21 protein-coding genes are annotated in these 24,400 nt (G+C 63.1%); 16 read left to right on the top strand and 5 right to left on the bottom strand.

Annotation, left to right across the window (positions count from 1 at the left end; all coding sequences use genetic code 11):
- Positions 1-74 precede the first annotated feature (74 nt).
- Complete coding sequence (locus tag BX591_RS12105; RefSeq protein ID WP_111931592.1) at positions 75-944, bottom strand: shikimate dehydrogenase family protein; 870 nt, start codon at positions 942-944, stop codon at positions 75-77.
- A 58-nt stretch (positions 945-1,002) separates the two neighbouring features.
- Positions 1,003-1,800 carry a carboxymuconolactone decarboxylase family protein gene (locus BX591_RS12110; protein WP_111931594.1) on the bottom strand — a complete coding sequence of 266 codons (798 nt, stop codon included), beginning with the start codon at positions 1,798-1,800 and terminating at the stop codon, positions 1,003-1,005.
- Positions 1,801-2,010: 210 nt separating this feature from the next.
- On the opposite strand from BX591_RS12110, the gene BX591_RS12115 reads away from it, so the two are divergent.
- The 5 genes from BX591_RS12115 (at position 2,011) to BX591_RS12135 (ending at position 6,569) form a co-directional block, all read left to right on the top strand.
- Positions 2,011-2,907 (top strand): LysR family transcriptional regulator, encoded by an 897-nt coding sequence (locus tag BX591_RS12115; protein WP_111931596.1) that lies wholly within the window; start codon positions 2,011-2,013, stop codon positions 2,905-2,907.
- A 181-nt stretch (positions 2,908-3,088) separates the two neighbouring features.
- Positions 3,089-4,102, top strand: a complete 1,014-nt coding sequence (locus BX591_RS12120) for an aldo/keto reductase (protein ID WP_111931598.1) — start codon at positions 3,089-3,091, stop codon at positions 4,100-4,102.
- Positions 4,103-4,209: 107 nt separating this feature from the next.
- Entirely contained in the window at positions 4,210-4,980 is a 771-nt protein-coding gene (locus BX591_RS12125; protein WP_111931600.1) for an SDR family NAD(P)-dependent oxidoreductase, read from the top strand.
- A 229-nt stretch (positions 4,981-5,209) separates the two neighbouring features.
- Positions 5,210-5,803 carry a DUF2878 domain-containing protein gene (locus BX591_RS12130; RefSeq protein WP_111931951.1) on the top strand — a complete coding sequence of 198 codons (594 nt, stop codon included), beginning with the start codon at positions 5,210-5,212 and terminating at the stop codon, positions 5,801-5,803.
- 79 nt (positions 5,804-5,882) lie between these two features.
- Positions 5,883-6,569 carry a dihydrofolate reductase family protein gene (locus tag BX591_RS12135; RefSeq protein WP_111931602.1) on the top strand — a complete coding sequence of 229 codons (687 nt, stop codon included), beginning with the start codon at positions 5,883-5,885 and terminating at the stop codon, positions 6,567-6,569.
- Positions 6,570-6,637: 68 nt separating this feature from the next.
- Here the strand turns inward: BX591_RS12135 and BX591_RS12140 are convergent, their stop codons facing one another.
- Together BX591_RS12140 and BX591_RS12145 are read right to left on the bottom strand one after the other, a co-directional pair.
- Complete coding sequence (locus BX591_RS12140) at positions 6,638-7,405, bottom strand: DUF4410 domain-containing protein (RefSeq protein ID WP_111931604.1); 768 nt, start codon at positions 7,403-7,405, stop codon at positions 6,638-6,640.
- 503 nt (positions 7,406-7,908) lie between these two features.
- On the bottom strand, positions 7,909-8,337 hold the full coding sequence (locus BX591_RS12145) for a hypothetical protein (protein ID WP_111931606.1): 429 nt from the start codon (positions 8,335-8,337) through the stop codon (positions 7,909-7,911).
- A gap of 353 nt (positions 8,338-8,690) precedes the next feature.
- On the opposite strand from BX591_RS12145, the gene BX591_RS12150 reads away from it, so the two are divergent.
- The 3 genes from BX591_RS12150 to BX591_RS12160 all read left to right on the top strand — a co-directional run bounded on the left by BX591_RS12150 (position 8,691) and on the right by BX591_RS12160 (position 11,429).
- Positions 8,691-9,116, top strand: a complete 426-nt coding sequence (locus tag BX591_RS12150; RefSeq protein WP_111931608.1) for a phasin family protein — start codon at positions 8,691-8,693, stop codon at positions 9,114-9,116.
- 565 nt (positions 9,117-9,681) lie between these two features.
- Positions 9,682-10,131: a DUF2844 domain-containing protein gene (locus BX591_RS12155; protein WP_111931952.1), complete on the top strand. Its 450-nt coding sequence runs from the start codon at positions 9,682-9,684 to the stop codon at positions 10,129-10,131.
- Positions 10,132-10,142: 11 nt separating this feature from the next.
- A complete protein-coding gene (locus tag BX591_RS12160) occupies positions 10,143-11,429 on the top strand; it encodes a DUF3443 domain-containing protein (RefSeq protein ID WP_111931610.1) in 1,287 nt (428 codons plus the stop codon).
- A 114-nt stretch (positions 11,430-11,543) separates the two neighbouring features.
- Here the strand turns inward: BX591_RS12160 and BX591_RS12165 are convergent, their stop codons facing one another.
- Positions 11,544-12,686: a zinc-binding metallopeptidase family protein gene (locus tag BX591_RS12165; protein ID WP_111931612.1), complete on the bottom strand. Its 1,143-nt coding sequence runs from the start codon at positions 12,684-12,686 to the stop codon at positions 11,544-11,546.
- Between the two features lie 322 nt (positions 12,687-13,008).
- Here BX591_RS12165 and BX591_RS12170 point away from each other — a divergent pair, with 322 nt between their 5' ends.
- The 8 genes from BX591_RS12170 to hutG all read left to right on the top strand — a co-directional run bounded on the left by BX591_RS12170 (position 13,009) and on the right by hutG (position 24,350).
- The gene (locus tag BX591_RS12170) at positions 13,009-16,482 is read left to right on the top strand and encodes a transglutaminase family protein (RefSeq protein ID WP_111931614.1); all 3,474 of its coding nucleotides are present in this window, start codon (positions 13,009-13,011) and stop codon (positions 16,480-16,482) included.
- Positions 16,483-16,512: 30 nt separating this feature from the next.
- Entirely contained in the window at positions 16,513-19,191 is a 2,679-nt protein-coding gene (locus tag BX591_RS12175; RefSeq protein ID WP_111931616.1) for a circularly permuted type 2 ATP-grasp protein, read from the top strand.
- On the top strand, positions 19,188-20,078 hold the full coding sequence (locus BX591_RS12180; RefSeq protein WP_111931618.1) for a transglutaminase family protein: 891 nt from the start codon (positions 19,188-19,190) through the stop codon (positions 20,076-20,078). Before BX591_RS12175 ends, BX591_RS12180 begins: the two co-directional genes overlap by 4 nt.
- Before the next feature lie 229 nt (positions 20,079-20,307).
- Positions 20,308-21,057 carry an IclR family transcriptional regulator gene (locus tag BX591_RS12185; protein WP_111931953.1) on the top strand — a complete coding sequence of 250 codons (750 nt, stop codon included), beginning with the start codon at positions 20,308-20,310 and terminating at the stop codon, positions 21,055-21,057.
- An 83-nt stretch (positions 21,058-21,140) separates the two neighbouring features.
- Positions 21,141-21,896 carry a transporter substrate-binding domain-containing protein gene (locus BX591_RS12190; protein WP_111931620.1) on the top strand — a complete coding sequence of 252 codons (756 nt, stop codon included), beginning with the start codon at positions 21,141-21,143 and terminating at the stop codon, positions 21,894-21,896.
- A 17-nt stretch (positions 21,897-21,913) separates the two neighbouring features.
- A complete protein-coding gene (locus BX591_RS12195) occupies positions 21,914-22,582 on the top strand; it encodes an amino acid ABC transporter permease (protein ID WP_111931622.1) in 669 nt (222 codons plus the stop codon).
- A complete protein-coding gene (locus BX591_RS12200) occupies positions 22,579-23,373 on the top strand; it encodes an amino acid ABC transporter ATP-binding protein (RefSeq protein ID WP_111931624.1) in 795 nt (264 codons plus the stop codon). The genes BX591_RS12195 and BX591_RS12200 overlap by 4 nt, the downstream gene beginning before the upstream one ends.
- Positions 23,370-24,350 carry a formimidoylglutamase gene (gene hutG, locus BX591_RS12205; RefSeq protein WP_111931626.1) on the top strand — a complete coding sequence of 327 codons (981 nt, stop codon included), beginning with the start codon at positions 23,370-23,372 and terminating at the stop codon, positions 24,348-24,350. Before BX591_RS12200 ends, hutG begins: the two co-directional genes overlap by 4 nt.
- The last annotated feature ends 50 nt before the right edge of the window (positions 24,351-24,400 follow it).

Here is a 24,400-nt window from a genome sequence, read left to right on the forward strand (position 1 = left end):
GCACGACGACCGTCCGAAGCGCTTGCAGCAACGGACATTCCGATGGACTACTTCATCCTGGGTGTCTTCGCGGATCAACCTGTGCGATGAGCGGGGTCACGCTGCCGCCGTGACGTTGAAGCCGCAGTCGGCTGGGGAAGTGAATTTGCGTCCTGGCCAAGCAGGAAATCAAGCATCATTTCTTGCACTGCATCGACCATCTGGGCGCCGTTTGCCGTCTTGCAGCCCACTGACTGGGCCGCCTTCAGAAGCGGCGTCAGACCATGACCGGCAATCACATCGCCAACAAACATCGACGAATCCAGCAGACCGCCGGAGACTGGCAGCGGGTCGTTCTCCGCGAGACCCATGGGGGTTGCGTTGAACACCAAAGTGCATCCCGCTGGATCGGCGGCGCCAAGGCGTATGCGCCCCCGGCCGAGTTCGGCAACACGGTCAACCAGGCGGGTTGCGCGAGATTCGTCGGCATCGTGGATGACGAGTTCACCCAAGCCTGCATTGAGTAACGCGATAGCGATTGCGCTCCCCGCAGCCCCTGCACCCAGCAATAATGCACGTCCGTCCTCGACACGCGCACCGTGATCGATCTGCGCTTTCACGAAGGCGAGTCCGTCGAGCATATCGCCGTGCCATGTGCCGTCCGCGTTGCGCCGCATGACACTGACCCCGCCGATCAACCTTGCCGTGTCGGAACTGGTCTGACAGTAAGCGAAGGCCGAGAATTTATGGGGCATGGTGACAAGCAGGCCGTCGACGTTTCCGGTCAGTGTCAGCGCGTGCATGACCGTTTCCAGGTCGTCCTTCGCTACTTGCATAGGCAGGCAAACGGCGTTGTGGCCTCGTGCCTCGAATCCGAGGGTCAACTGTTGCGGCGATTTTACGAATTTGATCGGATCCCCTATGATCGGGAACAGCCGTGTGGTGCCATCCAGTTTCTGTTGCATCGGGTTTCTCTAGCGTTGGAATCGACAGGTGCCTTGGGTCCAGCCTCCGGGGAAGACCTCAGCCGGGGCGCCGTTCCAGTACGTCCTTGACGACCGGAAGTGCCGTAAATACATTCGGCCAACCCGCATAAAACGCTAGTTGTGTCATCACCTCCGACGTTTGCGCCTTCGTCAGTCCGTTATCCATTGCCCGGTTCAGGTGATAGGTCAGTTGCGCAACCTGGCCGGTGGCAACCAGCGCACTGACCGTGACGAGACTGCGGTCGCGTGGCGCGAGACCCGGTCGCAGCCAGAGGTCGTTGAACAGCGTGTCCCGGGTGAACTGAGCGACCCCGGGCGAGACCGCGCCAAAGTTTTGCTGCACGGTGCTTTCGCGCTGGGCTTCTGCCGCCTTGTCGAGAGGAAGGAAATCAACCGACGCCGGCGGGAGTTGCGCCGCCGTAATCCCACGTTTTACGAAGACAGCGTTCGCGACCTTCACCGCTGCGGTCGCGGCGGCCCAACCGGAGTAGAACGCCAGATGCGTGATGATCTCCGAAATCTCGCTGGGTTTAAGTCCGCTGTCGAGTGCGAGATCGAGATAAAACGGCAACTCGGCGCTCTGATTGCGCGCAATCAATACCGAGAGAGTCACTACGCTGCGATCACGCGCTGAAAGCTGCGGACGTTTCCACAGGTCGCCTAGCACCACATCGTTCGTGTAGCGCTCAAGAGCGGGTGAAACAGTGGCCATTCCGGCAAGCAGATTGGCGGAGGACGAGCGGTCGAGACTTTCCATATCAGTTTTCCTTTCTAACTGCGAACAGGCCGCAGTGTCGAGCGCGAGCACCAGTATTGCCACGACGAATATCCTCATCGGCGGGTTTCCTCGATAAGTCCTCAGCGCATTGAAATGAGCCGATCTACACGGAGTCGTTCGGCGACGCATAGGCGCATGCTGCTCTGACTTGCGGGCCACGGGGGCGGCACGGACAGGCAGGCACTGCGCCGCATCTGAAATCTAACGTACCCGCTCACAGGCGACTAGGCGCTAGAATCGGCATAAACCTATGAAATGAGTTCATCAATGCGTCGAGAAAGCTACAACGACCTGCTGGCGCTGATTGCCGTCGCTCGCGAGCGCAGCTTCACACGTGCGGCTGCGCAGCTCGGCGTGTCGCAATCGGCCTTGAGCCATACCATTCGGGCACTCGAGACCCGGCTCGGCATGCGACTCCTGACCCGAACCACGCGCAGCGTCGCACCGACGGAGGCCGGCGAGCGACTCATCCGGAGCGTCGCATCCCGCTTTGAGGAGATCGACTCTGAATTGGCGGCCGTCAGGGAGTTTCGGGACAAACCCGCGGGTACGATTCGCATCACCGCGACCGATTACGCGACCGAGACGGTCCTGTGGCCCAGGTTGTCGCCGGTGCTTCGTGAATATCCTGACCTCAAGGTGGAGATCATCACCGACTACGGTCTCTCAAACATCGTGGCGGACCGGTACGACATCGGCGTTCGCCATGGCGATCAGGTGGCCAGAGATATGATCGCGGTCCGCCTCGCGCCCGAAATGCGCGTGGCAATTGTCGGCGCGCCGGATTATCTGAAGACGCGTCCGCTACCAAAGAAGCCCCAGGATCTGACTACGCACAACTGTATCAATCTTCGTTTGCCGACGCTGGGTGGTTTTTATCCGTGGGAATTGAAGAAAGGCGGTCGCGAAGTGCAGGTTCGCGTGGACGGACAACTCGCGTTCAACGGGACCTACCAGATGCTGGCGGCGGCGTTGTCGGGATATGGTCTCGCTTACATCCCGGCTGACCTGGCCCAGTCTCATGTGGAAGCGGGTCGCCTGGTCAAGGTACTGGAAGAATGGTGTCCCACATTTCCCGGTCTGCACGCCTGCTATGCGACGCGTCGTGAGTTCTCACGAGCGATGACCGTGGTGATCGATGCGATTCGTTATCGTACGGAATAAGCGGCTGTTGAATGCGAGATTCATGATTTCAGTTCATGAGCGTTTGCCGTTTTAAGGGCTTTATCACTGGATACCTCCCACCTATCATCCTCCATGCAGATGGCGATCAACCCGCCGTCGGGTGCGCCGTGGCGCGCACGCTTTGATAACCGCAGGCGCAGCCTGCATGGAGATGATGACAATGGACTATCGGTATCTGGGGCGCAGCGCCCTCAAGGTTTCGCCCCTGTGTCTGGGTACGATGATGTTTGGCGGCGAAACTGATGAAGCGACCTCCCGCCGGATTATCGACAAGGCCTTCGATCAGGGTGTCAACTTTCTCGACACCGCGGACGTCTACCACGCTGGCCGGTCGGAAGAAGTGGTTGGCCGCGCGATCGCGCAACGACGGGACGACTGGGTCGTGGCAACGAAATTCGGCTATCCGGCTTCCGCCACGGCTCGTCCGAACGAACAGGGCCAGTCGCGCAAATGGATCTGCCAGACAGTCGACGCCAGTCTTAAGCGCCTCGGCACTGACTACATCGACGTCCTCTACTTCCACCGCTCGCTCGTTGACGCGCCGCTGGAGGAGGGGGTTCGGGCGATCGGTGACCTCATTCGCCAAGGAAAAGTGCGTTACTTCGGCCTCTCCAACTTCCGCGCCTGGCGAATTGCGGAAATTGTGCGCCTGGCCGATCAGCTCGGCATCGATCGTCCCGTTGCAATCGAACCGGTTTACAACCTGGTCGACCGTACCGCCGAAGTCGAACTGATGCCTGCTGCCGGACATTACGGCATTGGCGTGGTGCCCTACAGCCCGCTCGCACGCGGTGTGCTGACCGGCAAATACGCACTGGACGATACGCCGCCTGCGGGCTCGCGCGTGGCACGCGGCGATAAGCGCATCCAGCAGACCGAGTGGCGTCCGGAATCTCTCGCCATTGCACAAAAGCTTGCGGCGCACGCCGCCGAGCGCCAGACAACCTCGATTGCCTTCGCCATCGCGTGGGTGTTGAAGAACAGCTTAGTGAGTTCTGCGATTGCTGGCCCACGCACGGAAGCCCACTGGGACAGTTACATGGACGCACTGACGCTGCAACTTGGACCGGACGACGAAAAGTTTGTGGATGGTCTGGTTTCTCCGGGCCATGCATCGACGCCAGGATATACCGATCCGAACTATCCCGTCGAAGGCCGACGCCTTACTGATTGATCTGGCAGCACGCGCATCGCATCTCTCCGGCGAGCGACGCGGATTCTCTTTGTGCCATCAGCGGTAGCGCGCGATTAACCCATAACTTCAGGTCGAAGGAACTCATTGTGAATATAACTTTTGAAAAAAAGGTCGCACTCGTCACGGGTGCGGGATCCGGGCTGGGTCTGGCGACGGCGACGGCGACGGCGTTCGCCTTGTCGGGGGCGTCGGTCGTGCTGGCAGACTGGCATGGAGACGCGGTGGAGGCAGCGGCAGATGGGCTGAAGGCCCGAGGTTGCGCGGTCCTTGCGGTGCAGTGCGATGTGGCCGACGATGCGCAGGTCGAAGCCATGGTTGCGCAAACCGTGTCGACCTTCGGAAGGCTGGACGTCGCCTATAACAATGCTGGCGTCCAGAACGTCCTTGCGGAAACCGCCGATTCTCCACGAGACGACTACGAGCGCGTCATGTCGATCAATCTGCGAGGTGTATGGAGTTGCATGAAGTTCGAGTTGCAACAGATGCGAAAACAGGGAAGTGGCGCAATCGTCAACTGTTCGTCGCTCGGCGGCCTCGTCGGCGGTGCGGAACGCGCCACCTATCACGCTGCGAAACATGGCGTGCTCGGGCTGACGAAGAGCGCCGCGCTCGAATATGCAGGCCGCGGAATCCGGGTCAATGCCGTCTGCCCGGGGCTGATCTGGACGCCCATGGCAGACCAGATGGTCGCGGGTGGTCAGGGAGCGGCCCTGGAGGCTATGACAGCGAGTATCCCGATGGGCCGTCACGGTCGCCCCGAGGAAATCGCTGATGCCGTTTTGTGGCTGTGTAGCGACGCGTCGAGTTACGTGACCGGTCAGTCTATTTCCGTCGATGGCGGCTTCATCATGCGATGAAAGAAGTTTGGCGCTGCCAACTCCTGGCCGGCGGGGACGGCAAACCCTCGTCGGACAGCCCCCACGCCTCGCATTCCCCACCCCGCCTCATTATCCCGGCGCCACGCATCCATCTCGGCGTTTCGCGCGTAATCATCACAGGAGAGCCGCGCAATAGGTCCCACGCGTGCCTTCTCGCAGCGCCGCACGGCGAGTCCATCACGCTCAACGAACCCATCGCATGCAACCGATGAAACATTCCCTCGCCGGCCTCTTCGCGCGCAGCAGCGGCAGCGGCACAACGGCCGGCCTCTACTTCGTGATCTGCCAGGCCGGCTGGTTCGTCTGCGTGTTGAGCGCTGCACGCGGCGCTGGCTGGCTCGGCATGCTCTTCGCGGCGTGCGCGGTCGTCTGGCATCTGATGCGTGTACCCGAGCCCCAGCGCGAAGCCCGTTTGCTGGCGGTGACGGTGTGCGTCGGCGTGATCTGGGAGAGCGTGCTGGTCTACGCAGGCTTGCTGGTCTATCCGAGCGGCACGGTGATCGACGGTTGCGCGCCGTACTGGATGAGCGCGCTGTGGGCGCTGTTCGCGATCCAGTTCAATGTGGTGTTCGCGTGGTTGCGCGCGCGGCCGGTGTTGGCCTCAGTGCTCGGCGCGCTCGCTGGGCCACTGTCGTTTCGCGCCGGCGCCGCGCTGGGTGCGGTGCATTTCAACCGGCCGCCCGCCGCATGGGTCGCACTCGCGCTGGGCTGGGCCGTCTTACTGCCCGCGCTGCTACAACTCGCAAAACGCTGGGACGGCGTGCACCGCGAAACGAAAACGCATCCGCTGCACTCCATCTAAGGCGGCCAAACACGCTGTCGCGGAACGCCCCTTGCTAAAGGTCTATCGATTGAATCGATCTTACACGGAGGCTTTGCGCATGAAACCTTATATCGTCGCTCACATGATGTCCTCGCTCGACGGCCGCAGCCTCACGGACGGCTGGCATCTCGACTTCGCGTCGGATCTTTACGAAGACACCGCGGCCACCTTCGAAGCCGACGGCTGGATCTGCGGCCGCGTGACCATGCAGGAAATCTCGCACGGCGACGATTATCCGAAGGGTCTTGCGAAAGGCACGGTGCCGCGCACGGACCATATCGTCGAGCGAAATGCCGCACAGTATGCGATCTCTATCGACCCTCAGGGACGCGTGGCGTGGAAGAGCAACACGGCGTTGAAATCGCACGTGGTCGAAGTGCTGACCAGCCAGGTGAGCGACGACTATCTCGCGTACCTGCAATCGATCGGCGTGTCGTACGTATTCGGCGGCGAGCATGAGATCGATCTCGGCAAGGTGGTTCAGACCCTCGCGCACGAACTCGGTGTGAAAAAGCTGATCGTGGAGGGCGGCTCGCATGTCAGCGGCGCGTTCGTCAACGCAGGGCTCGTGGACGAAGTGAGTGTGCTGATCCTGCCGCTGGTGGATGGCCGCAGCGAGCATCCTTCTTCATTCGAAGTGGCGATGGACAAGTGGCAAGCGCCTGCCTATCTGACGCTGACATCGGTCGAAAAAACGCAGCACGATGCGGTCTGGCTGCGCTACACGAAGTCGGTGAAGGTATAAAAAAAGGGGCGGCGCACAGAGCGTTGTTCCGCTCTCCGCGCCGCGCTTCGTCAGTCATTTCAGGCCGCTTAGCCTTTCGCCTGTTGCGTGGACAACCAGCCGCCGCTCACACCGATCTGCGCGATCTGTTTTGCGACCGCGTCGCCGAGGCGTTTCGCATCCGCCGACACACCGGTTTTCTTCGTTTCCGACACCGCGTGCAAGCCGCCGCCCACCGCCGCCGACGTCGCGATGCTACCGGCCGCCGCGCCTACACCGCCGGTCGCCACCATGCCTGGCGCCTTGCCGCTGTCGCCCGAGGCATTGAAGCTTTGCACGAGGCGCGCTTCGCCGCCTGCCGGCTTGTACAGAATCTGCACCGAACTGCTCACCTGGCTCTTGCCCGCGCCGAGGCCGATCAGAATGCGGCGACGGCGATTGCCCGAGTCGATCGTGTCGAAACTGCCTTGCACGAGCAGCACGTTCTGATCGGCGGGCGCGGGAATGTCCGAGCGGATCGCACGCAAGCCCATCGCCTGCAACTGATGCACGATTTCGTCGGCCACCTGTTCACGGACCGCGAGCGCATCCGCAGCCTGTTTTTCCGCGGCCGAGGAACCGTCCATCTGCGTCTTCAGTTTCTGCAGCATGCCGCCGTCGAGTTTCACCTGACCGGAATCGGTGTCGAACGTGTAGACATAAATGTTGTCCGGCCGCACGTGCGGTTGCGCGGTAGCGGCGCTCGCGTTGTCGATGTGGCCGCTTGCGCAACCACTCAGCAGCGCGCTGCCGCACACCATCGCGATGCAGGCCAGACGGGTGGTCTGGTTCTTGAGGAAATTCAGTGAAAGCAACATGGTCGTCCTGTCGTCGGCACGCGGGTGCCGCTATGTTCGGGCGTCTCGTTCGGCGATCGGGCAACCGTAGGATCGTTGATCACCGGCGAGACGCACTCGCACGTTAAACACCTTGATCTCATGCGTTCGTTTCTTACGCACCGGCAGCGAAACGAAGTATGGGCGAGGTGCTGTTGCAACGCCATTCGACAATTATTTCGCGCCATGTCATGGCGCGAAACGCAGGGACTTCCGCATGATTCGGACGTCAGTTCAACGCGAGTCTGACGATGCAGCAAAGAACGAAGACGAGTAGGGCGGCGGCAACGGCCATGTTGAGCGGGTAGCGCATTCTTCACCAGGCTCTAGCGTTTCGGAGCCTTCATCCTAATCACCTGACGGAAGATGAAAAGTGGGCAGTGACACGGCAATGTGGGGCAGCTAACGCATCACGGTGAACAGCTTCGCGTTGTGCGTTGGCGGTAACGCTTCCGCGTCGAGGTCACGGAAAAGTCGTTGCATTGTCATCTTTCCGGACCGGCCGGCGCCTTGCTCGCGGCGGCAAGATCTTCCGACAGACTCGTGCGCAAGGTAGCAATGGCCTGATCGGGATTGGCGGGCTTCAACTGCTCGCGCGCCAGCGAGTCGTACACGTAGTGACGCAGCATCGGGTCCTGCGTCTTGCTCAACACGTCGTGATACACCGCGACGATCTCGCCTTCGTGGCCGTTCATCGCGTAGAGACGGCGCAACTGTTCCAGATCGTTGATCACCGCGAAGCCGGCGCCGCGCGGTCCCATTGGCCCGTGCGGCGGCGCTCCGTCGCCGTGTTGCGGGCCGCCGCCATGGTCGTGTTCGTGCATCGATGCAGGCGGCGCTTCCTGCGTGAATGCGGCCGTCGCGGCCAGACTCAGGATGGCGGCCAGCGCCGCGCCGATAAGGCTTTTTTTCATGATGTCGCTCCCATTGAACAAGGGTCGACGCAACCGTGCGCGGACCCATGAGCAACGATAGTCGACACGCCGTTTAGTAGGGTTACCGAAGCCGCGCTGTAACTTACTGAACCTTGCTTGCAAAACGAAGGCAACGGTCGGCGCCCTGAAGCGCCGGCACGTAATCCAGGGCTCTGCCTGCTGGCGCAATATGGCCGGATGGCGCATGATTGACCCGATGTGCCGTCCGACCCCAGAAGCCGCAAGCCTTTGCGGGACGCGCGGCGCACGCCACGCCGCTGGTGCATGCGTCATGGCACACAACACGGCGACGCACCGCCGGCGCGTACTCAAACCGTTAAGGAGGATTTCGCATGGACCGACCTGACGCCGCCAATCCGTTTGGCGATTTCACCAAAATGCTGGAGCAGTTCAAGCTCCCCGGCTTCGACGTACCCGCCATCATGGAAGCGCGACGCAAGGACATGGAAGCGCTCGTTCAGGCAAACCAGACGGCCTTCCAGGGCATGCAGTCGCTCGCGCAGAAACAGGCAGATATGTTGCGCACCACGTTGAGCGAAATGCAGTCGCTGACGGGGCAGTTGTCAAGCGGCGGCGCCGCGCCTTCGACGAAGGCCGCCGAGCTGATCCAGCAAAGCCTGCACAAGTCGCTCGCCGACATGCAGCAACTCGCGCAAGCCGCGTATCAGACGCAAGCCGAGTCGTATGCGGTGATCGCAAAACGCGTAGAAGAAAATGTGCAGGAGTTGAAATCGCTCCTTCAGCAGCAGAAGAAATAACCGGCACCGGGATCGCAAATCCCGGCCGATACCGCAAATGACCATCGCGTCGTTTGCGGTTTTTTTTGGGGCTCGGCAACGCCCTTCGTCGTGCTTCGACCTCGTCACGCGAAAGCGTTTGCAGCAGCGCTTATCGTCAGAGGAAATCTCGTTTTCCAGGCACTTTATTCAGCGCACGCTTACATCGCGCGCGCGATGCAGCACGCATGGATGTTTTTTTACTACGTCCCCGTTATTTCATGCGCGTGTTCGCTTTAAACGGCTCATGACGCGAAAACTTACGCGTAAGTACCGTCCGTGTGGGAACCCCTTCCCTATGATCAAACAGGCCTAAACGGCCGCGCGCCGCGCGCCGGTTTAAATCGCTTCGCAAACGATTGCAACGTCATGCCGCGCTCGCTAAAGTTTCGCGCCGCCACTCCGTTGACGCATTCACGCAAGCCAACCGGTGTGAATGCAGAACCGGCACCGCCGATCAGGAGTGCGCCCCTGGATTCCCGTTCATGACCGACCCGGCCAAGGTCGTCATGAGCGTTTCACCTCGAAGGACATTCTCTTGAAACCGATGCTCTCTACCCGCATTGCTCGCGCAATGCTCGGGGCAAGCTGCGCGCTGTCGTTCGCCGCACACGCCACGCTAGGCCAGAACGTCAGCACGATCGACAACGATCAGGCGCGTCTGCATGCCGTCGCCCATACGGCTACTACGCAAAGCGCGTATTCGGTACACCTGATCACGATGCCGTCCGGCACCCAGGTGCGCGAATACGTGGCGTCCAACGGCGTCGTGTTCGGCGTCGCGTGGCAAGGTCCCACGCTGCCGGATCTGAAGTCGATGCTCGGCACGTCGTTCGACACTTACGTCGCCGCGACCGCGACCCGTCGCGGCACGCCGCTGGCGGTGTCCAGCAGCGATCTGGTGGTCTACTCCGGCGGCCATCTGCGCGCGTTCGCCGGCCATGCGTATTTGCCGCAAGCGGTGCCCGCGGGCGTCGATGTCGGCGTCATTCAATAACGGAGCGAATCATGCGTTATCTGTCTTCGTTCTCTTCTGCCCGTTTTTCGTCGCGTTGCTCGACGGTGGTCACCCTATTGGGCGCGGCCCTGCTCGCGCTGCTCGTCACCGCGTGCGGTGGCGGCGGTGGCGGCGGTTCCAGCGCCTCGGCGGGGTCGAGCAGTTCGACCACGGCGTTGTCGGCGCCTTCGTCGCCAGCGGTGGCCGCGAACGCGGTGCGCGTGACGGTCGACTCGGGCGTGAGCAATGTGCCGAACATGCCGTTCGTCAGCCTCACGATCTGCACGCCCGGCACCACCCAATGCCAGACCATCGACCACGTGCTGGTCGACACCGGCTCGTGGGGCGTGCGCATCTTCGCATCGCAATTGCCGGCTTCGGTGGCGTTGCCGCAGCAGCAGGACGCCTCGGGTCACCAGGTCGCCGAATGCATGCAGTTCTTCGACGGCTACACCTGGGGCTCGGTGCGGCTCGCCGATCTACAGATCGCCGGCGAGAAAGCTGCGTCGCTGCCGATTCAGGTGATCGATCCGAACTACGCGTCGCTGCCGGCCGCTTGCGCGAACTTCGGCTCGTCGCGCAATACGCCGGCCACGCTGCAGGCCAACGGGATTCTCGGCATCGGCGTGTTCAAGCACGACTGCGGCGCGAACTGCGTGCAGCAGGCCGTGGACGGTACGTACTACGCGTGCAGCGGTGCATCGTGCACGTCGATTCCGCTGGCCGAGCAGTATCAGGTGGCCAACCCGATTCCCTACTTCGCCACCGACAACAACGGTTCGATGCTGAGCTTGCCGACGGTCTCCGGCGGCGCGGCATCGGTGACGGGGCAACTGGTGTTCGGCATCGGCACGCAGACCAACAATACGTTGGCCGGCGCGCAGGTGATCGGCGTGAGTCCGTCGAACGGCACCTTCACGACGGTGCAGGGCAGCAACACGTATTCGCAAAGTATTCTGGACAGCGGCTCGACCGGCCTGTTCTTCGCGAGCAGCGCGATGCCGGTGTGCGCGAGCCCGAACAGTTCGTATTACTGCCCGGCGTCGACGCAGCAGTTGAGCGCGATGATCGAAGGCGTGAACGGCGTGACGAGCGCGGTGAACTTCAGCGTCGGCAATGCGACGGCGATCGCGCAGACCTATAGCGGCAGTTCGGCGCTGCCGCTGCTGGCGGGTCCGGCGTTCGTCACGTCGACGATTTTCGATTGGGGGCTGCCGTTTTTCTATGGCCGCAACGTGTACGCGGCGGTCGAGCAACAGGCGACGCCCGGCGGCACGGGGCCTTACGTCGCGTATTGAGTCGAGAAGGAGTGAAGAGAGAAAGCCCGCTACCGGTTAGTCCGGTAGCGGGCTTTTTTGTCGGTGCGCTGATGCGTGCACTGATGCGTGCGCTGTGCCGCGTCGTGGGCGCGGCTACTGGGGCTTGGCGGGTTGGCCCGTTGCGGCGGGCGCGGGGGCGGCACCCGCTGGCGCCGCCGCTTCCCTCGGCTGCGACTTGTCGCCCGCCTCCGCGATCACGCGATGGACGAAGCGCAGCTTGTCCACCACCGGCGCCGCAAGCGTGAACGGATAACCGTCCGCCATCCCCAGACTGCGATTCAGGCTGTTCAGCGCGTAGGTGAGCGGAAACCAGCGCTTCATCAGATTCTCGAAACTCGCGTCTTCCACCGGCGTGCGGTCGGTCAGCGTCGGTTCGCTCGGATCGTCGGGCAGCAGCGCGACACCGTACGACGTCGAGGTATCCAGCACGTCGACGATCAGCATGTAGTGCGCCCACGTCTCCGCCCAGTCTTCCCACGGATGCATCGTCGCGTACGCGCTGATATGCGAGCCCTGCCAGTCGGCCGGCGCACCGTCGCGATAGTAGGCCGTTAGCGCCTCGCCATAGTCGACGCTCTCGTCGCCGAACAGCTTGCGGAACGGTTCGAGCCAGCGCGGGTTGTTCTGCACCAGCTGGCTGAAATAGTAGTGACCGGTCTCGTGGCGGAAGTGGCCGAGCAGGGTCCGGTACGGCTCGCCCATCGCGGTGCGGACCTTCTCGCGATACGCGTCGTCCGCTTCTGCGATGTTGAGCGTGATCAGTCCGTTGTCGTGGCCGGTCATGACCTGCTCGCCATCCCCGCCATCTTCCAGGAATTCGAACGCCAGACCATGCTCCGGGTCCATCTGCTGCGATTTCACGTCCAGCCCGAGCGCCGCCAGCGTGTAAAGCAGGCGTCGCTTGGCCATTTCCAGCCGGTACCAGTAGAGCCGGTTGTCCGGCGCGCTCAGGTTCGGAATGGTCCGCGTCAGCTGGCAGGCGCGGCACAGCGTGTCGGGGGAGTCGGCGGGGATCATCCAGTTGCAGACGTTTTCGACCGCGTAGTTGTGGCACTGGCGGAACAGCGCGCCTTGCAGGTCCGGATGCAGACTGCGCCAGCGTCCTTCGCCGGCGTCTTCGAAGGCGCTGATTTCCGCGACCTCGGGCACATAGCCGAGCAACGATTCGCACCGTTCGCAACGCACGTTTTCATAGAAGACGAGATGCGAGCAGTGATTGCAGTGGAACGTTTTCATCGATGGAGCCTGAAGAGTGGAGACCGGATATGAGCGACGACTCGCCGCAATCTTTATGCCGCAATTGCCAGACGTCACTGGTTTAACGCACATTACGTGCATGATCGTGCATCGACATTGCGCCGCTTTGGTGCGCGGCGTTGCGGAAGACGGTAAAAAGGCGCGCTATTCGGGCGACCGGACGCTCACTAGACGCGGCACACTTCGCAGCAGGCGGTGTTCCGGGGGTTACAGGCTGATCAGGTGGATTTTCGCGTTTGTTTGATAAACGGCATGAAGCTTGCTTTTTGGCGGGCTGCCATCCTTCGTCCAGGAGTCCGGTGTGTCCATACGCGTCGCGTTGCATCATGTCACACATTACCGCTACGACAGGCTGGTTGCGCTGTCGCCCCAGGTCGTGCGTCTCAGGCCTGCGCCGCATTGCCGTACCCCGATCCTCGCCTATTCCATGCGGATCGAGCCGGCTGAACACTTCATCAACTGGCAGCAGGACGCGTTCGCCAACTATCAGGCACGCCTCGTCTTTCCGGAGAAGACCCGCGAGTTCAAGGTGACCGTGGATCTGATCGCCGAAATGGCCGTCTACAACCCGTTCGACTTCTTTCTCGAACCGTCGGCCGAACAATTCCCCTTCGACTACGACCCCGGCCTCGCGCTGGAACTCGCGCCCTATCGCGTCAAGCGGCCCATGACGCCGCGCTTCGCCGAGTTCGTCGCGAGTATCGACCGCAAGCCGGCCGCCACCGCCGACTTCCTCGTCGCGTTGAATCAGCGGCTGCAGCACGAGATCCGCTATCTGATCCGGATGGAGCCGGGCGTGCAGACGCCCGAGGAGACGCTCACGAGCGCCGCGGGTTCGTGCCGCGATTCGGGCTGGCTGCTGGTCGAAACGTTGCGGCAACTCGGGCTGGCGGCGCGCTTCGTGTCCGGCTATCTGCTGCAACTGGCGCCGGACGTCAAATCGATCGACGGGCCGAGCGGCACCGAGGTCGATTTCACCGACCTGCATGCATGGTGCGAGGTGTACCTGCCGGGCGCGGGCTGGATCGGCCTCGACCCGACTTCCGGGCTGCTGGCCGGTGAAGGGCACATTCCGGTCGCCTGCACGCCTGAACCGGGCAGCGCGGCGCCGATTTCGGGCGCGGTCGACGAGTCCGAGGTCGAGTTCGGGCACACCATGTCGATCGAGCGGGTGCTGGAGACGCCACGCGTCACCAAGCCGTACAGCGAAGCGGTGTGGGCCGACGTGCTGAGCATGGGCGCGCAGGTGGACCGTCAACTGGACGACATGGACGTACGCCTGACCATGGGCGGCGAGCCGACCTTCGTGTCGGTGCGCGATCGCGACGCCGCCGAATGGAACACCGACGCGCTCGGACCGACCAAACGCGGCTACGCCGTCGCGCTGATGGAGAAGCTGCGCGCGCGTTACGGCGCGAACGGTTTCCTGCATATCGGCCAGGGCAAGTGGTATCCGGGCGAACAACTGCCGCGCTGGGCCATGTCGCTTTACTGGCGCGCCGACGGCGAGCCGTGCTGGCAGGACCCGTCGTTATTCGGCGACGAACGCGAGCCCGGCAACTACACCGCCGCCGACGCGCAACGCTTCCTCGCGCATCTTGCCGCCAAACTGGACCTCGACACGGATTGCATCCAGCCCGGCTTCGAAGACGTCTGGTACTACCTGTGGCGCGAACGCCGTCTGCCGGTCAACGTCGATCCACTCGATGCGCGCCTCGACGACGAACTCGAACGCGTGCGCCTGCGCCGCGTGTTCGACGCGGGGCTGGGCGGCGCGACCGGCTTCGTGTTGCCCATTGGCCGCGAACGCGACGTGCCGCACCAAGCGCCCAAGTGGGTCAGCGGCCGCTGGTTCTTCCGCGACGAGCGCATGTTCCTGATTCCCGGCGATTCGCCGATGGGTTACCGCCTGCCGCTCGACGCCTTGCCGTGGGTGTCGAAGACCGACTACCCGTACCAGCACGCGCACGATCCGTTCGCGCCGCCGGTGCCGTTGCGTTCGGCCGCGCAGTTGCGAATGCAATACGACGGCGAGCAGCGCACCTTGAGTCAGGCAGAAGCGCGGCGGGCGGCGGCGTTGTCGTCGTCGGCAGCGGATTTGCTGAGCGGCATGGCGGGCAGCGGTGTGCTGGCGTTCGCGCCGCAGACCGGCGGCGCACAGCCGCCGGCGCGCGGGGTGTCCTCGAAGGAAACGTTGCGCACGGCGATTTGCGTCGAAGCGCGCGACCCGAAACGGGCTGCCGGTCCGAAAGCCGAGACCGAGGCGTTCGGCAGCGGCCGCACCTTGCTGCATGTGTTCATGCCGCCGCTCACCGAGCTCGACGATTATCTCGACCTGCTGGCGGCGATCGAAGCGACCGCCGCCGAGCTGCAAATGAAGGTGGTGCTCGAGGGCTATCCGCCGCCGCGCGACGCGCGTCTGAAGATTCTGCAGGTCACGCCCGACCCCGGCGTGATCGAGGTGAACATTCATCCGGCGTCGAACTGGGAGCAACTGGTCGACCACACCGAGTATCTGTATCAGTCCGCCGCCGAGAGCTATCTCAGCAGCGAGAAGTTCATGACCGACGGCCGCCACACCGGCACCGGCGGCGGCAATCACTTCGTGCTCGGCGGCGCGACGCCCGCCGACAGTCCATTCCTGCGGCGTCCCGATCTGCTCGCGAGTCTGATTGCCTACTGGCACAACCATCCGTCGCTGTCGTATCTGTTTTCCGGCTTGTTCATCGGACCGACCAGCCAGGCGCCGCGCATCGACGAAGCGCGCAACGATCAGGTCTATGAACTCGAAGTCGCGTTCCGCGAATTGCAGCGGCAGATCGATCTGCTCGGCGGGCGCGAGAGCGCCAATCTGCCGGCGTGGATGATCGACCGCTCGCTGCGCAATATCCTGATCGACGTGACCGGTAACACGCACCGAGCCGAGTTCTGCATCGACAAGCTGTATTCGCCGGATGGCCCGACCGGCCGCCTCGGCCTGCTCGAATTGCGCGGCTTCGAAATGCCGCCGCACGCGCGCATGAGTCTCGTGCAGCAGTTGTTGCTGCGCGCGCTGGTGGCGCGTTTCTGGCATACGCCTTATACCCAGCGGCTCACGCGCTGGGGCACGGAACTGCACGACCGTTTCCTGCTCGGCACCTTCGCGAAGATGGATTTCGACGACGTGATCGGCGAACTGAACCAGGCGGGCTTCGCGTTCGACAGCAGCTGGTTCGCGCCGCACTTCGAATTCCGCTTCCCGCTGGTCGGCGCGACCACGGTGAACGGCGTTTCGCTGACGCTGCGCAACGCGCTCGAACCGTGGCACGTGATGGGCGAGGAGGGCTCGCCGGGAGGCACGGTGCGCTATGTGGATTCGTCGGTGGAGCGGCTCGAAGTGCGCGCGTTGGGGCTCAACGACAACCGTCATGTGCTGACCGTCAACGGCGTGCCGGTGCCGCTGCAGCCGACCGGTCGCGTCAGCGAGTATGTAGCGGGCGTGCGCTTTCGCGCGTGGTCGCAACCGTCGGCGCTGCATCCCACCATCGGCGTGGACGCGCCGCTCACTTTCGATCTGGTCGACACATGGACCGGCCGTTCGGTGGGCGGTTGCCAGTATCATGTCGCTCATCCGGGCGGGCGCAATTACGAGACCTTCCCGGTCAATGCTTACGAGGCGGAAAGCCGGCGGCGCGCGCGTTATCTCGCGTCGGGCCATACACCGGGGCCGCTCACGGTCGACTTGCCGCAGCGCAGCCTGGAGTTTCCGTTCACGCTGGACCTGCGCTACTGGTAACAATGAAGCACTCTTAAAAACGACACGACCTTGGCCTTTCAATCGACTTTTCCCTTCGAGACGTCCGCGGCGCGCGCGGACGCTTCGTCCTTGTTGCGCTTGCTGCCGGCTTACGAGGGACATTGGGACGAGTTACGCGACGCCTCGGGCGCCCTGCGCGAACCGTGGCGGCAGTTCTTCGAACGGCTCGGCGAAGACGGCATCGCGCGGCTGGACGATCATCGCGCGTCGATCGCGCAGCAGATCCGCGACAACGACATCAGCTACAACGTCTACGCGGATAACGGCGAACCTCGACCCTGGGCGCTCGACCTGCTGCCGTTCCTGATCAGCGAGGAAGAGTGGGCGCATATCGAGCGGGGCGTGACGCAGCGCGCGCATCTGCTCAATGCGATCGTCGCGGATATTTATGGGCCGCAGACCTTGCTGGAGCGTGGCCAATTGCCACCCGCGCTGGTGTTCGGGCATCCGGGTTATCTGCGTTCGGTGAAGGGCTATACGCCGCCTGGCGGCCAGTATCTGCAGGTGGTGGCGGTCGATCTGGCGCGCACGCCCGGCGGCGACTGGACCGTGATGGCGCATCGCACCGAGGCGCCGTCCGGGCTCGGCTATGCGCTCGAAAACCGGCTGATCGTGTCCACGCTGTTCGCCGACCCGTTCCGCGCGATGCGGGTGAGCCGCCTCGCGCCGACCTATTCGCAGCTCATGGCAACGCTCGTGCAGGCCGCGCAGGCGACCATGCTGCACGACAGCGAGGGCGCCGAAACCTCGGCACATATCGCGCTGCTCACGCCGGGACCGTTCAGCGAGACGTATTTCGAGCACGTATTTCTGGCGCGCTATCTCGGCGTCACGCTGGTCGAAGGTAAAGACCTGACCGTGCGCGACGACAAGCTGTATCTGAAAACCCTCGGCGGTCTCGAACGGGTGCATGTGGTGCTGCGCCGTCTCGACGACGCCTTCTGCGATCCGGTCGAACTGCGCGCCGATTCGAGCATCGGTGTCCCCGGTCTGTTGCAGGTCATGCGCGCGGGCAAGGTGATCGTCTCGAACGTGCCGGGCTCGGGCGTCGTCGAGTCGCCGGCGTTGCACGGTTTTCTGCCGGGCATCGCCGAAGTGCTGCTCGACGAAGACCTCCTGCTGCCGAGCGTGCCGACCTGGTGGTGCGGCGAAAAGGCGGCGCGCGAGCACGCTTTCGCGCGGCTCGACGAGGCGTTCATCGTGCCGACGTGGCCGGTCGGCGCGCGCGATGCGCCGCCGGGCATCGAGCAGGGCAGGCAGAAACTGTCCTCGTGGCGCGCGCGCATCGAAGCGATGCCCGACACTTATACGATCCAGCAGGCGCAGCGGTTTTCCAGCACGCCGCGTTACGAGGACGGCACGATCGGCCGCCGTCCGTCGGTATTGCGCGTCTATGCGATCGCCGACGTCAACGGCGGCTGGCATGTGATGCCGGGCGGCTTCACGCGCATGGCCGCCGAACGCCAGACGACGGTGTCGATGCAGTACGGCGGCAGCAGCGTCGATACATGGGTCTTGTCGAGTCAGCCGACCTCGACGTTCACGCTGTTGCCTTCGCCGATGCAACCCGCCGACCTCGCGCGCAAGCATCGCACCGTGTCGAGCCGCGCGGCGGAAAACCTGTTCTGGGCCGGACGCTATGGCGAGCGCGTGGAAAACAACGTGCGGCTGTTGCGGCTGATTCTCGGCTCGCTGGAAGGCAACGACGCCGACGCGATGTTTCCGACGCTGGTCGAACTCGCGCTGCACTGTGGGCTGGTGCAGGCCGGCGACATGGCTTTGCCGCATTCGCCGCAAGCGTTCGAACGCGCGCTGGTCGCGAATCTGAGCGAGAGCACCGGGGTGGCGAGCATCGGCCAGAATCTGGCGCGCCAGGCGCGCTCGAATGGCGAAGTGCGGGGGCGGCTGTCGAACGATCACTGGCGCACGATTCTCGCCGCGCGTAATGATTTCCGCGATGCGTTGCAGACGTTGATGCCGGGGACGGGCGGTGGCAATGGCAATTCGAATGGCAGCGCAAATGGCAGCGCAAATGGTGGTAATGGTGCGAATGGCGCCTATGGCCGTAGCGAGCGCAACGAACGTCTCGACCGCTACGACCGCGTCACGTTGATGACCGCGCTCGAACGTCTGTCGGTGCAATTGTCGGCGATCAGCGGCGCGCAAGGTGACCGCATGACGCGCGACGAAGCCTGGCGTTTGCTGTTCGTCGGCCGGCATATCGAGCGTGTCTCGGCAATGACCTCGTTCCTGCGCGTGGTCGCCGATAAAGGTCAGCTTGCCACGCCCGCCGGCTTCGATCTGCTGCTGCAGTTATTCGACAGCACGCTGACGTATCGCTCGCTCTATCCCGGCCGTTTCGAAGTGCCGGCGCTGCTCGACCTGCTGGTCAGCGAGCCGACCAATCCGCGTGGCATCTACGGCGTCTACGCGCGTCTGCGTAAAAAGCTCGACGAGATCGCCGTCGCGGCGGGCAGCGTGCGGCATCGTCCGTTCGCGGAATTGATGCCGCCCGCCGTGTCGTTGCCGTCGCTCGAAGCGCTGTGTACCGTCGACGAAAACGGCGTGCATAGCGACCTCATGGCGGTGTGCGATCAGATCGGCAGCTTTGTCGGCGCCGCCGCCCACGAAATCAGCGCGCGTTACTTCAGTCACGCGAGCACCGTCGCCTCGCAGGTGTGGTCATGAAGAACGCGCCGACCGTGCTGTCCGTTTCGCATCGCACCACGTATCACTATTCCACGTACGTGGAGACCGCCCAGCATCTCGCGACGATCCGGCCGATCGCGTGCTCGTGGCAGCGCGTGGTGTCGCACAGCGAAAAGATCGAACCGGAACCGTCGTATCTGAACAGCCGTCTCGACGCATTCGGCAACGACGTGCTGTATTTCGCGCTCGACGCTCCGCACGAACGCCTGCAACTCGTCAGCGAAACCACGGTGGCGCTGACGCCGCGCTGGACCGACCTCGACCCGGACACCACGCCCGCCTGGGACGAGGTGGCGCAGGCGCTGCGGTTTCGTGTGGGCGGCCAGTTCCGGCCCGAGGTGGAGTTCTGTTTCGCGTCGCCGAATATCGTGCCGCGGCCGTCGCTGCGCGCGTATGCCTTGCCGAGTTTTCCGCCCGGCATGCCGATCGCCGAAGGCGCGATCGACCTGATGCACCGCATTCACGAAGACTTCGAGTACAAGCCCTCGGCGACGATGTTCGATACGCCCGCCGAACGCGCGTTCGAATTGAAGAGCGGCGTGTGTCAGGACTTCGCGCAGGTGATGATCGGCTGTTTGCGTTCGCTGGGTCTGCCGGCGCGTTACGTGAGCGGCTATCTGCGCAACGACCCGCCGCCCGGGCAGCCGCGTTTGATCGGCGCGGATGCGTCGCATGCGTGGGTGTCGGTGAATTGTCCCGGCAGCGGCTGGATCGACCTCGATCCGACCAACGACGTGCTGGCCGATATGGATCACGTGACGCTCGCCATCGGCCGCGATTACAGCGACGTGTCGTTGCTGCGCGGCATGATTCTCGGCGGCGGCGCGCATCGTGTGGAAGTGGGGGTGACAGTGCTTGCGCTGTAGGGCGTTCGCTTCACCGCTTCATCACCATTTCCCGCTTTACCCCTGTATCTAAGCTGTTTTCTGTCAGACGATTCGTCTCTACGTGCCGCGCGTTTCGCCGCGGCACGCTCAATTTCGCCCACTTGGGGAAATCCCTTGCCTCTTATTCCCATTCAATGGGAATCCTATTTTTGAAAACCGAGAACGTTCTGGCATTCTGATTCCGTGATTGATTGCGGGTGGTGTCGACGTGAACGCGGAACAAAATGTGACAGGTGCAGAACGGGTTTTGCTGGTGCTGGCGGCGCTCGCCAGTCACGGCAAAGCCATGTCGGTTAAAGATTTGCTGGCCGTGACCGGCCTTGCGCAAAGCACCTTGTACCGGCAGATCGCGCTGCTCAAGCGCTGGGGTTTCGTCGCCGAAAACGCGGGGCATTACGCGCCCGGCCCGATCAGCCTGCAACTCGCGCTCGGCTTCGATGTGAATTCGCTGCTCGTGGAAGCGAGTCGTAGCGAGATGCAGCAACTGGCGCGCGCGTCGCAGGAAAGCATCGGGCTGGTGGTCGCCGTCAAACACCAGGTAATGTGCCTCGAAATGGTCGACAGTCAGCATTCGCTGCGCTGCTCGTTCGAAAAAGGCCGCGCCGTGCCGCTTAAAGCGGGCGCGTCGGCGAAATCGCTGCTGGCCTTCATGGCCGACAAAGCGCGCAACGAAATACTCGATAGCGCGTTCGACAACGACCCCGCCGGCCGCGCCGCGATCGAAGCCGAACTCGAACAGATTCGCGCCCAGGGCTACTCGGTCAGCGACAGCGAAGTCGACCCCGGCGTGTGGGGCGTGAGCGCCCCGATCTTTCATCGCAGCGGACGCGGCGTCGGTAGCAGCGCGTCGATCACCTTGATGGCGCCGTCCACGCGCGCCACGGGTCGCGAAAGCCAATTCATCGACGGGACGCTACGTACGGCCCGCGCCATTTCCGAGCACATGCAAACCGATTGATCGCCTCACGCTATTCGAGGTTGTAAGTCGATCCGGATTCCGAACGAACTGAAGAACTTGATGGACCACAAGGAGCCTACCCCATGAAACTGCAACGACTGCTGTCCCTCGCCTGTGTCACGGTTGCCGTGACTTTTGCGGGCTTTTCCGGCGCCGCGTCGGCACAAACGGCCGACGTGCTGAACGTCGCTACCGACGCCACCTTCCCGCCGATGGAATTCACCGAAAACGGCGCGCGCACCGGCTTCGACGTCGACGTCATGAACGCACTTGCCAAGGCCATGGGCAAGCGTGTGCAGTGGACCGACATCGACTTTAAAGGGCTGATTCCCGGCCTGATCGCGCATCGCTTCGACGCGGCGATTTCCGGCATCTATATCACCGACGAACGCGCGAAAGTGGTCGACTTCACCGATTCGTACTACGCGGGCGGCCTCGTCGCGCTGGTGAAAAGCGATTCGCCGGTCAAGTCCGTGGCCGATCTGAACGGCAAGAAGGTGTCGGTGCAGGTGGGCACGAAGTCGGTGAACTTCCTGCGCGACAACTACCCGCAGATTAATCGCGTCGAAGTCGAAAAAAATCAGGAAATGTTCGACCTCGTGGGTATTGGCCGCGCCGACGCCGCCGTGACCGGCAAGCCGGCCGCGTACCAGTTCGCGAAGACGCGCGGCGGTTTCCGCGTGCTCGACAAGCAACTGACCACTGAAGCCTACGGCATTGCCGTGCGCAAGGACGAGCCGGAACTGAAGACCGCGTTCAACACCGCGCTCGCGAAGATCAAGGCCGATGGCACCTATGCGGCGATCGTCAAGAAGTGGTTCGGCGCGAGCGCGCAATAAACGGTTGAGTAAATAACATGGCACTCGATTTTTCGCCGGTGATTGCCGGCTGGCCGGACATCATGCATGGCGCGCTGGTGACGGTGGAAGTCACCGCCGCCTCGCTCGCGCTGAGCTGCGTGCTGGGCCTGCTGATCGGTATCGGCCGGCTCACGCCGCAGCGGCGCGTGGTGTACGGTTTTTGCACCGCGTATCTGACGTTCTTCCGTGGCACGCCGTTGCTTGTGCAACTGTTTCTGCTGTTCTTCGGCTTGCCGCAATTCGGCATTCTGCTGCCGGCGTTTGTGTGCGGCATGCTCGGGCTCGGCTTGTATTCGGCGGCGTATGTGTCGGAGATCGTGCGTGGCGCGATTCAGTCGGTGGATCGCGGGCAGATGGAAGCCGCGCGCTCGATCGGCATGTCGTCGGGACAGGCCATGCGCGCGATCATTCTGCCGCAGGCGATCGTGCGGATGATTCCGCCGCTCGGCAACGAGTTCATCGCGCTGATCAAGAATTCGGCGTTGGTGTCGCTGTTGACGATCGACGATCTGATGCATGAAGGCCAGAAGATCATCAGCGTGTCGTACCGCTCGCTCGAGGTGTATATGGCGATCGCGCTGGTTTATCTGGTGTTGACACAGGCGACCAACTACGCGTTGCATCGCGTCGAGCGTCATCTGCGCGCAGGAGGGATGGTGCAATGAATACCGTGAATACCGTGAATACCGTGGCTCAGGATACGGGTCCTATCGTCAGCATTCGTGGGCTGACCAAATCGTTCGGCTCGCATACGGTGCTCAACGGCATCGACTTCGATATCCAGCCGCAGCAGGTCGTCGTGGTGATCGGGCCGAGCGGTTCGGGCAAGAGCACATTCTTGCGCTGCTGCAATGGGCTCGAACAGGCCGAAGGCGGCACGATCGATATTTGCGGGCATCGGCTGGTCGAACAGGGCGAGATGCTCAAGGAGCGCTCGCTGAACGCGCTGCGCACGGAAGTCGGCATGGTGTTTCAGTCGTTTAATCTGTTCCCGCATCTGTCGGTGTTGCACAACATCACCGTGGGTCCGCGCATGTTGCGTGGCGCGAGCAAGGCCGAGGCCGAAGCGGCCGCCCTCGCGTTGCTGGAGAAAGTCGGGCTCGCGCACAAGGCGAACGTGATGCCGGCGAGTCTGTCGGGCGGTCAGAAGCAACGGGTGGCGATTGCGCGTGCGCTGGCCATGCAGCCACGCGTGATGCTGTTCGACGAGCCGACCTCGGCGCTCGATCCGGAACTGGTCGGCGAAGTGCTGCAAGTGATGAAGCTGCTCGCGAGCGAAGGCATGACGATGGTGGTCGTCACGCATGAAATGGGTTTCGCCAAGGAAGTGGCCGACGTGGTGGTGGTGATGGACGGCGGCGTGATCGTCGAAGCGGGACCGCCCGCGGAGATCTTCTCGGCGCCTTCGCAACCGCGCACACGGGCTTTCCTGCAGGCGGTGTTGTCGCGCGCATGAGAGTTCCATTCGACGACAAGGTGTGGGCCGGCCGTTCCGACGACGGCGAGCCCGGCGACACGCGGCGCGTTTTCAACCAGGTGGTGCCGTTCGGCGACGCCCGGCAGGTTGATCGCGAAATTTGCTACGACATGCCGGTGATCGTCGGTTTCGGTTCCGACGAAGGCGTGCGTCGCAATCAGGGCCGCACGGGCGCGGCGCACGCGCCGAAGGAATTGCGGCGCGCGCTGGCGGGTTTGCCGGCGAAGTTGGCGCTGGTGTCGCTTGCCGATGCGGGTGACGTGGTGTGCGACGACGGTGACCTGGAAGGCGCGCAGCTTGAATTGGCCCAGGTGGTGAGGGATGTGCTGGCGAGTGGTGGCCGGCCGCTGGTGTTCGGCGGCGGACATGAAGTGGCGTGGGGCACGTATAGCGGATTGCGCTTGCATCAGGAGCGTGAAGCGGTCGAAGGCGCCACGTCTCATGCGTCGCGCAAGCTGCTGATCGTCAACTTCGACGCGCATTTCGATCTGCGCCAGAAGCGTCCGGCGAATTCGGGCACGCCGTTCGACCAGATTGCCGACGATTGCGCCGAGCGCGGCGTGCCGTTTAACTACGTCTGCTTCGGCATCAGCGATCTGGGCAACACCGCATCGCTGTTCGCGCATGCGGCGCAGCTCGGCGTGCGCTACGTGCTCGATGTCGATATGCAGGACGTGCATCTGCCGCAGCGCTTGCACGATCTTCAAACCCTGCTCGACGCGGCGGACGACGTCTATCTGACCATCGACCTCGATGTGCTGCCGGCGGCCACTGCGCCGGGCGTGTCGGCACCTGCTGCGTTGGGTGTGCCGTTGTCGGTGCTCGAAGCGATGGTGCAGCGCGTACGCGCGTCCGGCAAGCTGCGCGCGGCGGATATCGCGGAGTACAACCCGTCGCTCGATCAGGACAAGCGCACGGCGAGGGTGGCCGCGCGATTGGCGTATCGATTGCTGTAGCCTGGCGTGGTATGCAAAACGGAACGGCTCGCTGGAGTAATCCAGCGAGC

Source organism: Paraburkholderia bryophila, from assembly GCF_003269035.1.
Taxonomy (GTDB): Bacteria; Pseudomonadota; Gammaproteobacteria; order Burkholderiales; family Burkholderiaceae; genus Paraburkholderia; species Paraburkholderia bryophila.

Bases quoted from the DNA above. Each gene is read 5' to 3' on its own strand.
- BX591_RS12110 (WP_111931594.1), bottom strand. From the start codon at position 1,800: ATGAGGATATTCGTCGTGGCAATACTGGTGCTCGCGCTCGACACTGCG.
- BX591_RS12140 (WP_111931604.1), bottom strand. From the start codon at position 7,405: ATGTTGCTTTCACTGAATTTCCTCAAGAACCAGACCACCCGTCTGGCC.
- BX591_RS12115 (WP_111931596.1), top strand. From the start codon at position 2,011: ATGCGTCGAGAAAGCTACAACGACCTGCTGGCGCTGATTGCCGTCGCT.
- BX591_RS12195 (WP_111931622.1), top strand. From the start codon at position 21,914: ATGGCACTCGATTTTTCGCCGGTGATTGCCGGCTGGCCGGACATCATG.
- BX591_RS12190 (WP_111931620.1), top strand. From the start codon at position 21,141: ATGAAACTGCAACGACTGCTGTCCCTCGCCTGTGTCACGGTTGCCGTG.
- BX591_RS12160 (WP_111931610.1), top strand. From the start codon at position 10,143: ATGCGTTATCTGTCTTCGTTCTCTTCTGCCCGTTTTTCGTCGCGTTGC.
- BX591_RS12200 (WP_111931624.1), top strand. From the start codon at position 22,579: ATGAATACCGTGAATACCGTGAATACCGTGGCTCAGGATACGGGTCCT.
- BX591_RS12180 (WP_111931618.1), top strand. From the start codon at position 19,188: ATGAAGAACGCGCCGACCGTGCTGTCCGTTTCGCATCGCACCACGTAT.
- BX591_RS12130 (WP_111931951.1), top strand. From the start codon at position 5,210: ATGAAACATTCCCTCGCCGGCCTCTTCGCGCGCAGCAGCGGCAGCGGC.
- BX591_RS12165 (WP_111931612.1), bottom strand. From the start codon at position 12,686: ATGAAAACGTTCCACTGCAATCACTGCTCGCATCTCGTCTTCTATGAA.
- BX591_RS12155 (WP_111931952.1), top strand. From the start codon at position 9,682: ATGCTCTCTACCCGCATTGCTCGCGCAATGCTCGGGGCAAGCTGCGCG.
- BX591_RS12120 (WP_111931598.1), top strand. From the start codon at position 3,089: ATGGACTATCGGTATCTGGGGCGCAGCGCCCTCAAGGTTTCGCCCCTG.
- hutG (WP_111931626.1), top strand. From the start codon at position 23,370: ATGAGAGTTCCATTCGACGACAAGGTGTGGGCCGGCCGTTCCGACGAC.
- BX591_RS12135 (WP_111931602.1), top strand. From the start codon at position 5,883: ATGAAACCTTATATCGTCGCTCACATGATGTCCTCGCTCGACGGCCGC.
- BX591_RS12105 (WP_111931592.1), bottom strand. From the start codon at position 944: ATGCAACAGAAACTGGATGGCACCACACGGCTGTTCCCGATCATAGGG.
- BX591_RS12150 (WP_111931608.1), top strand. From the start codon at position 8,691: ATGGACCGACCTGACGCCGCCAATCCGTTTGGCGATTTCACCAAAATG.
- BX591_RS12145 (WP_111931606.1), bottom strand. From the start codon at position 8,337: ATGAAAAAAAGCCTTATCGGCGCGGCGCTGGCCGCCATCCTGAGTCTG.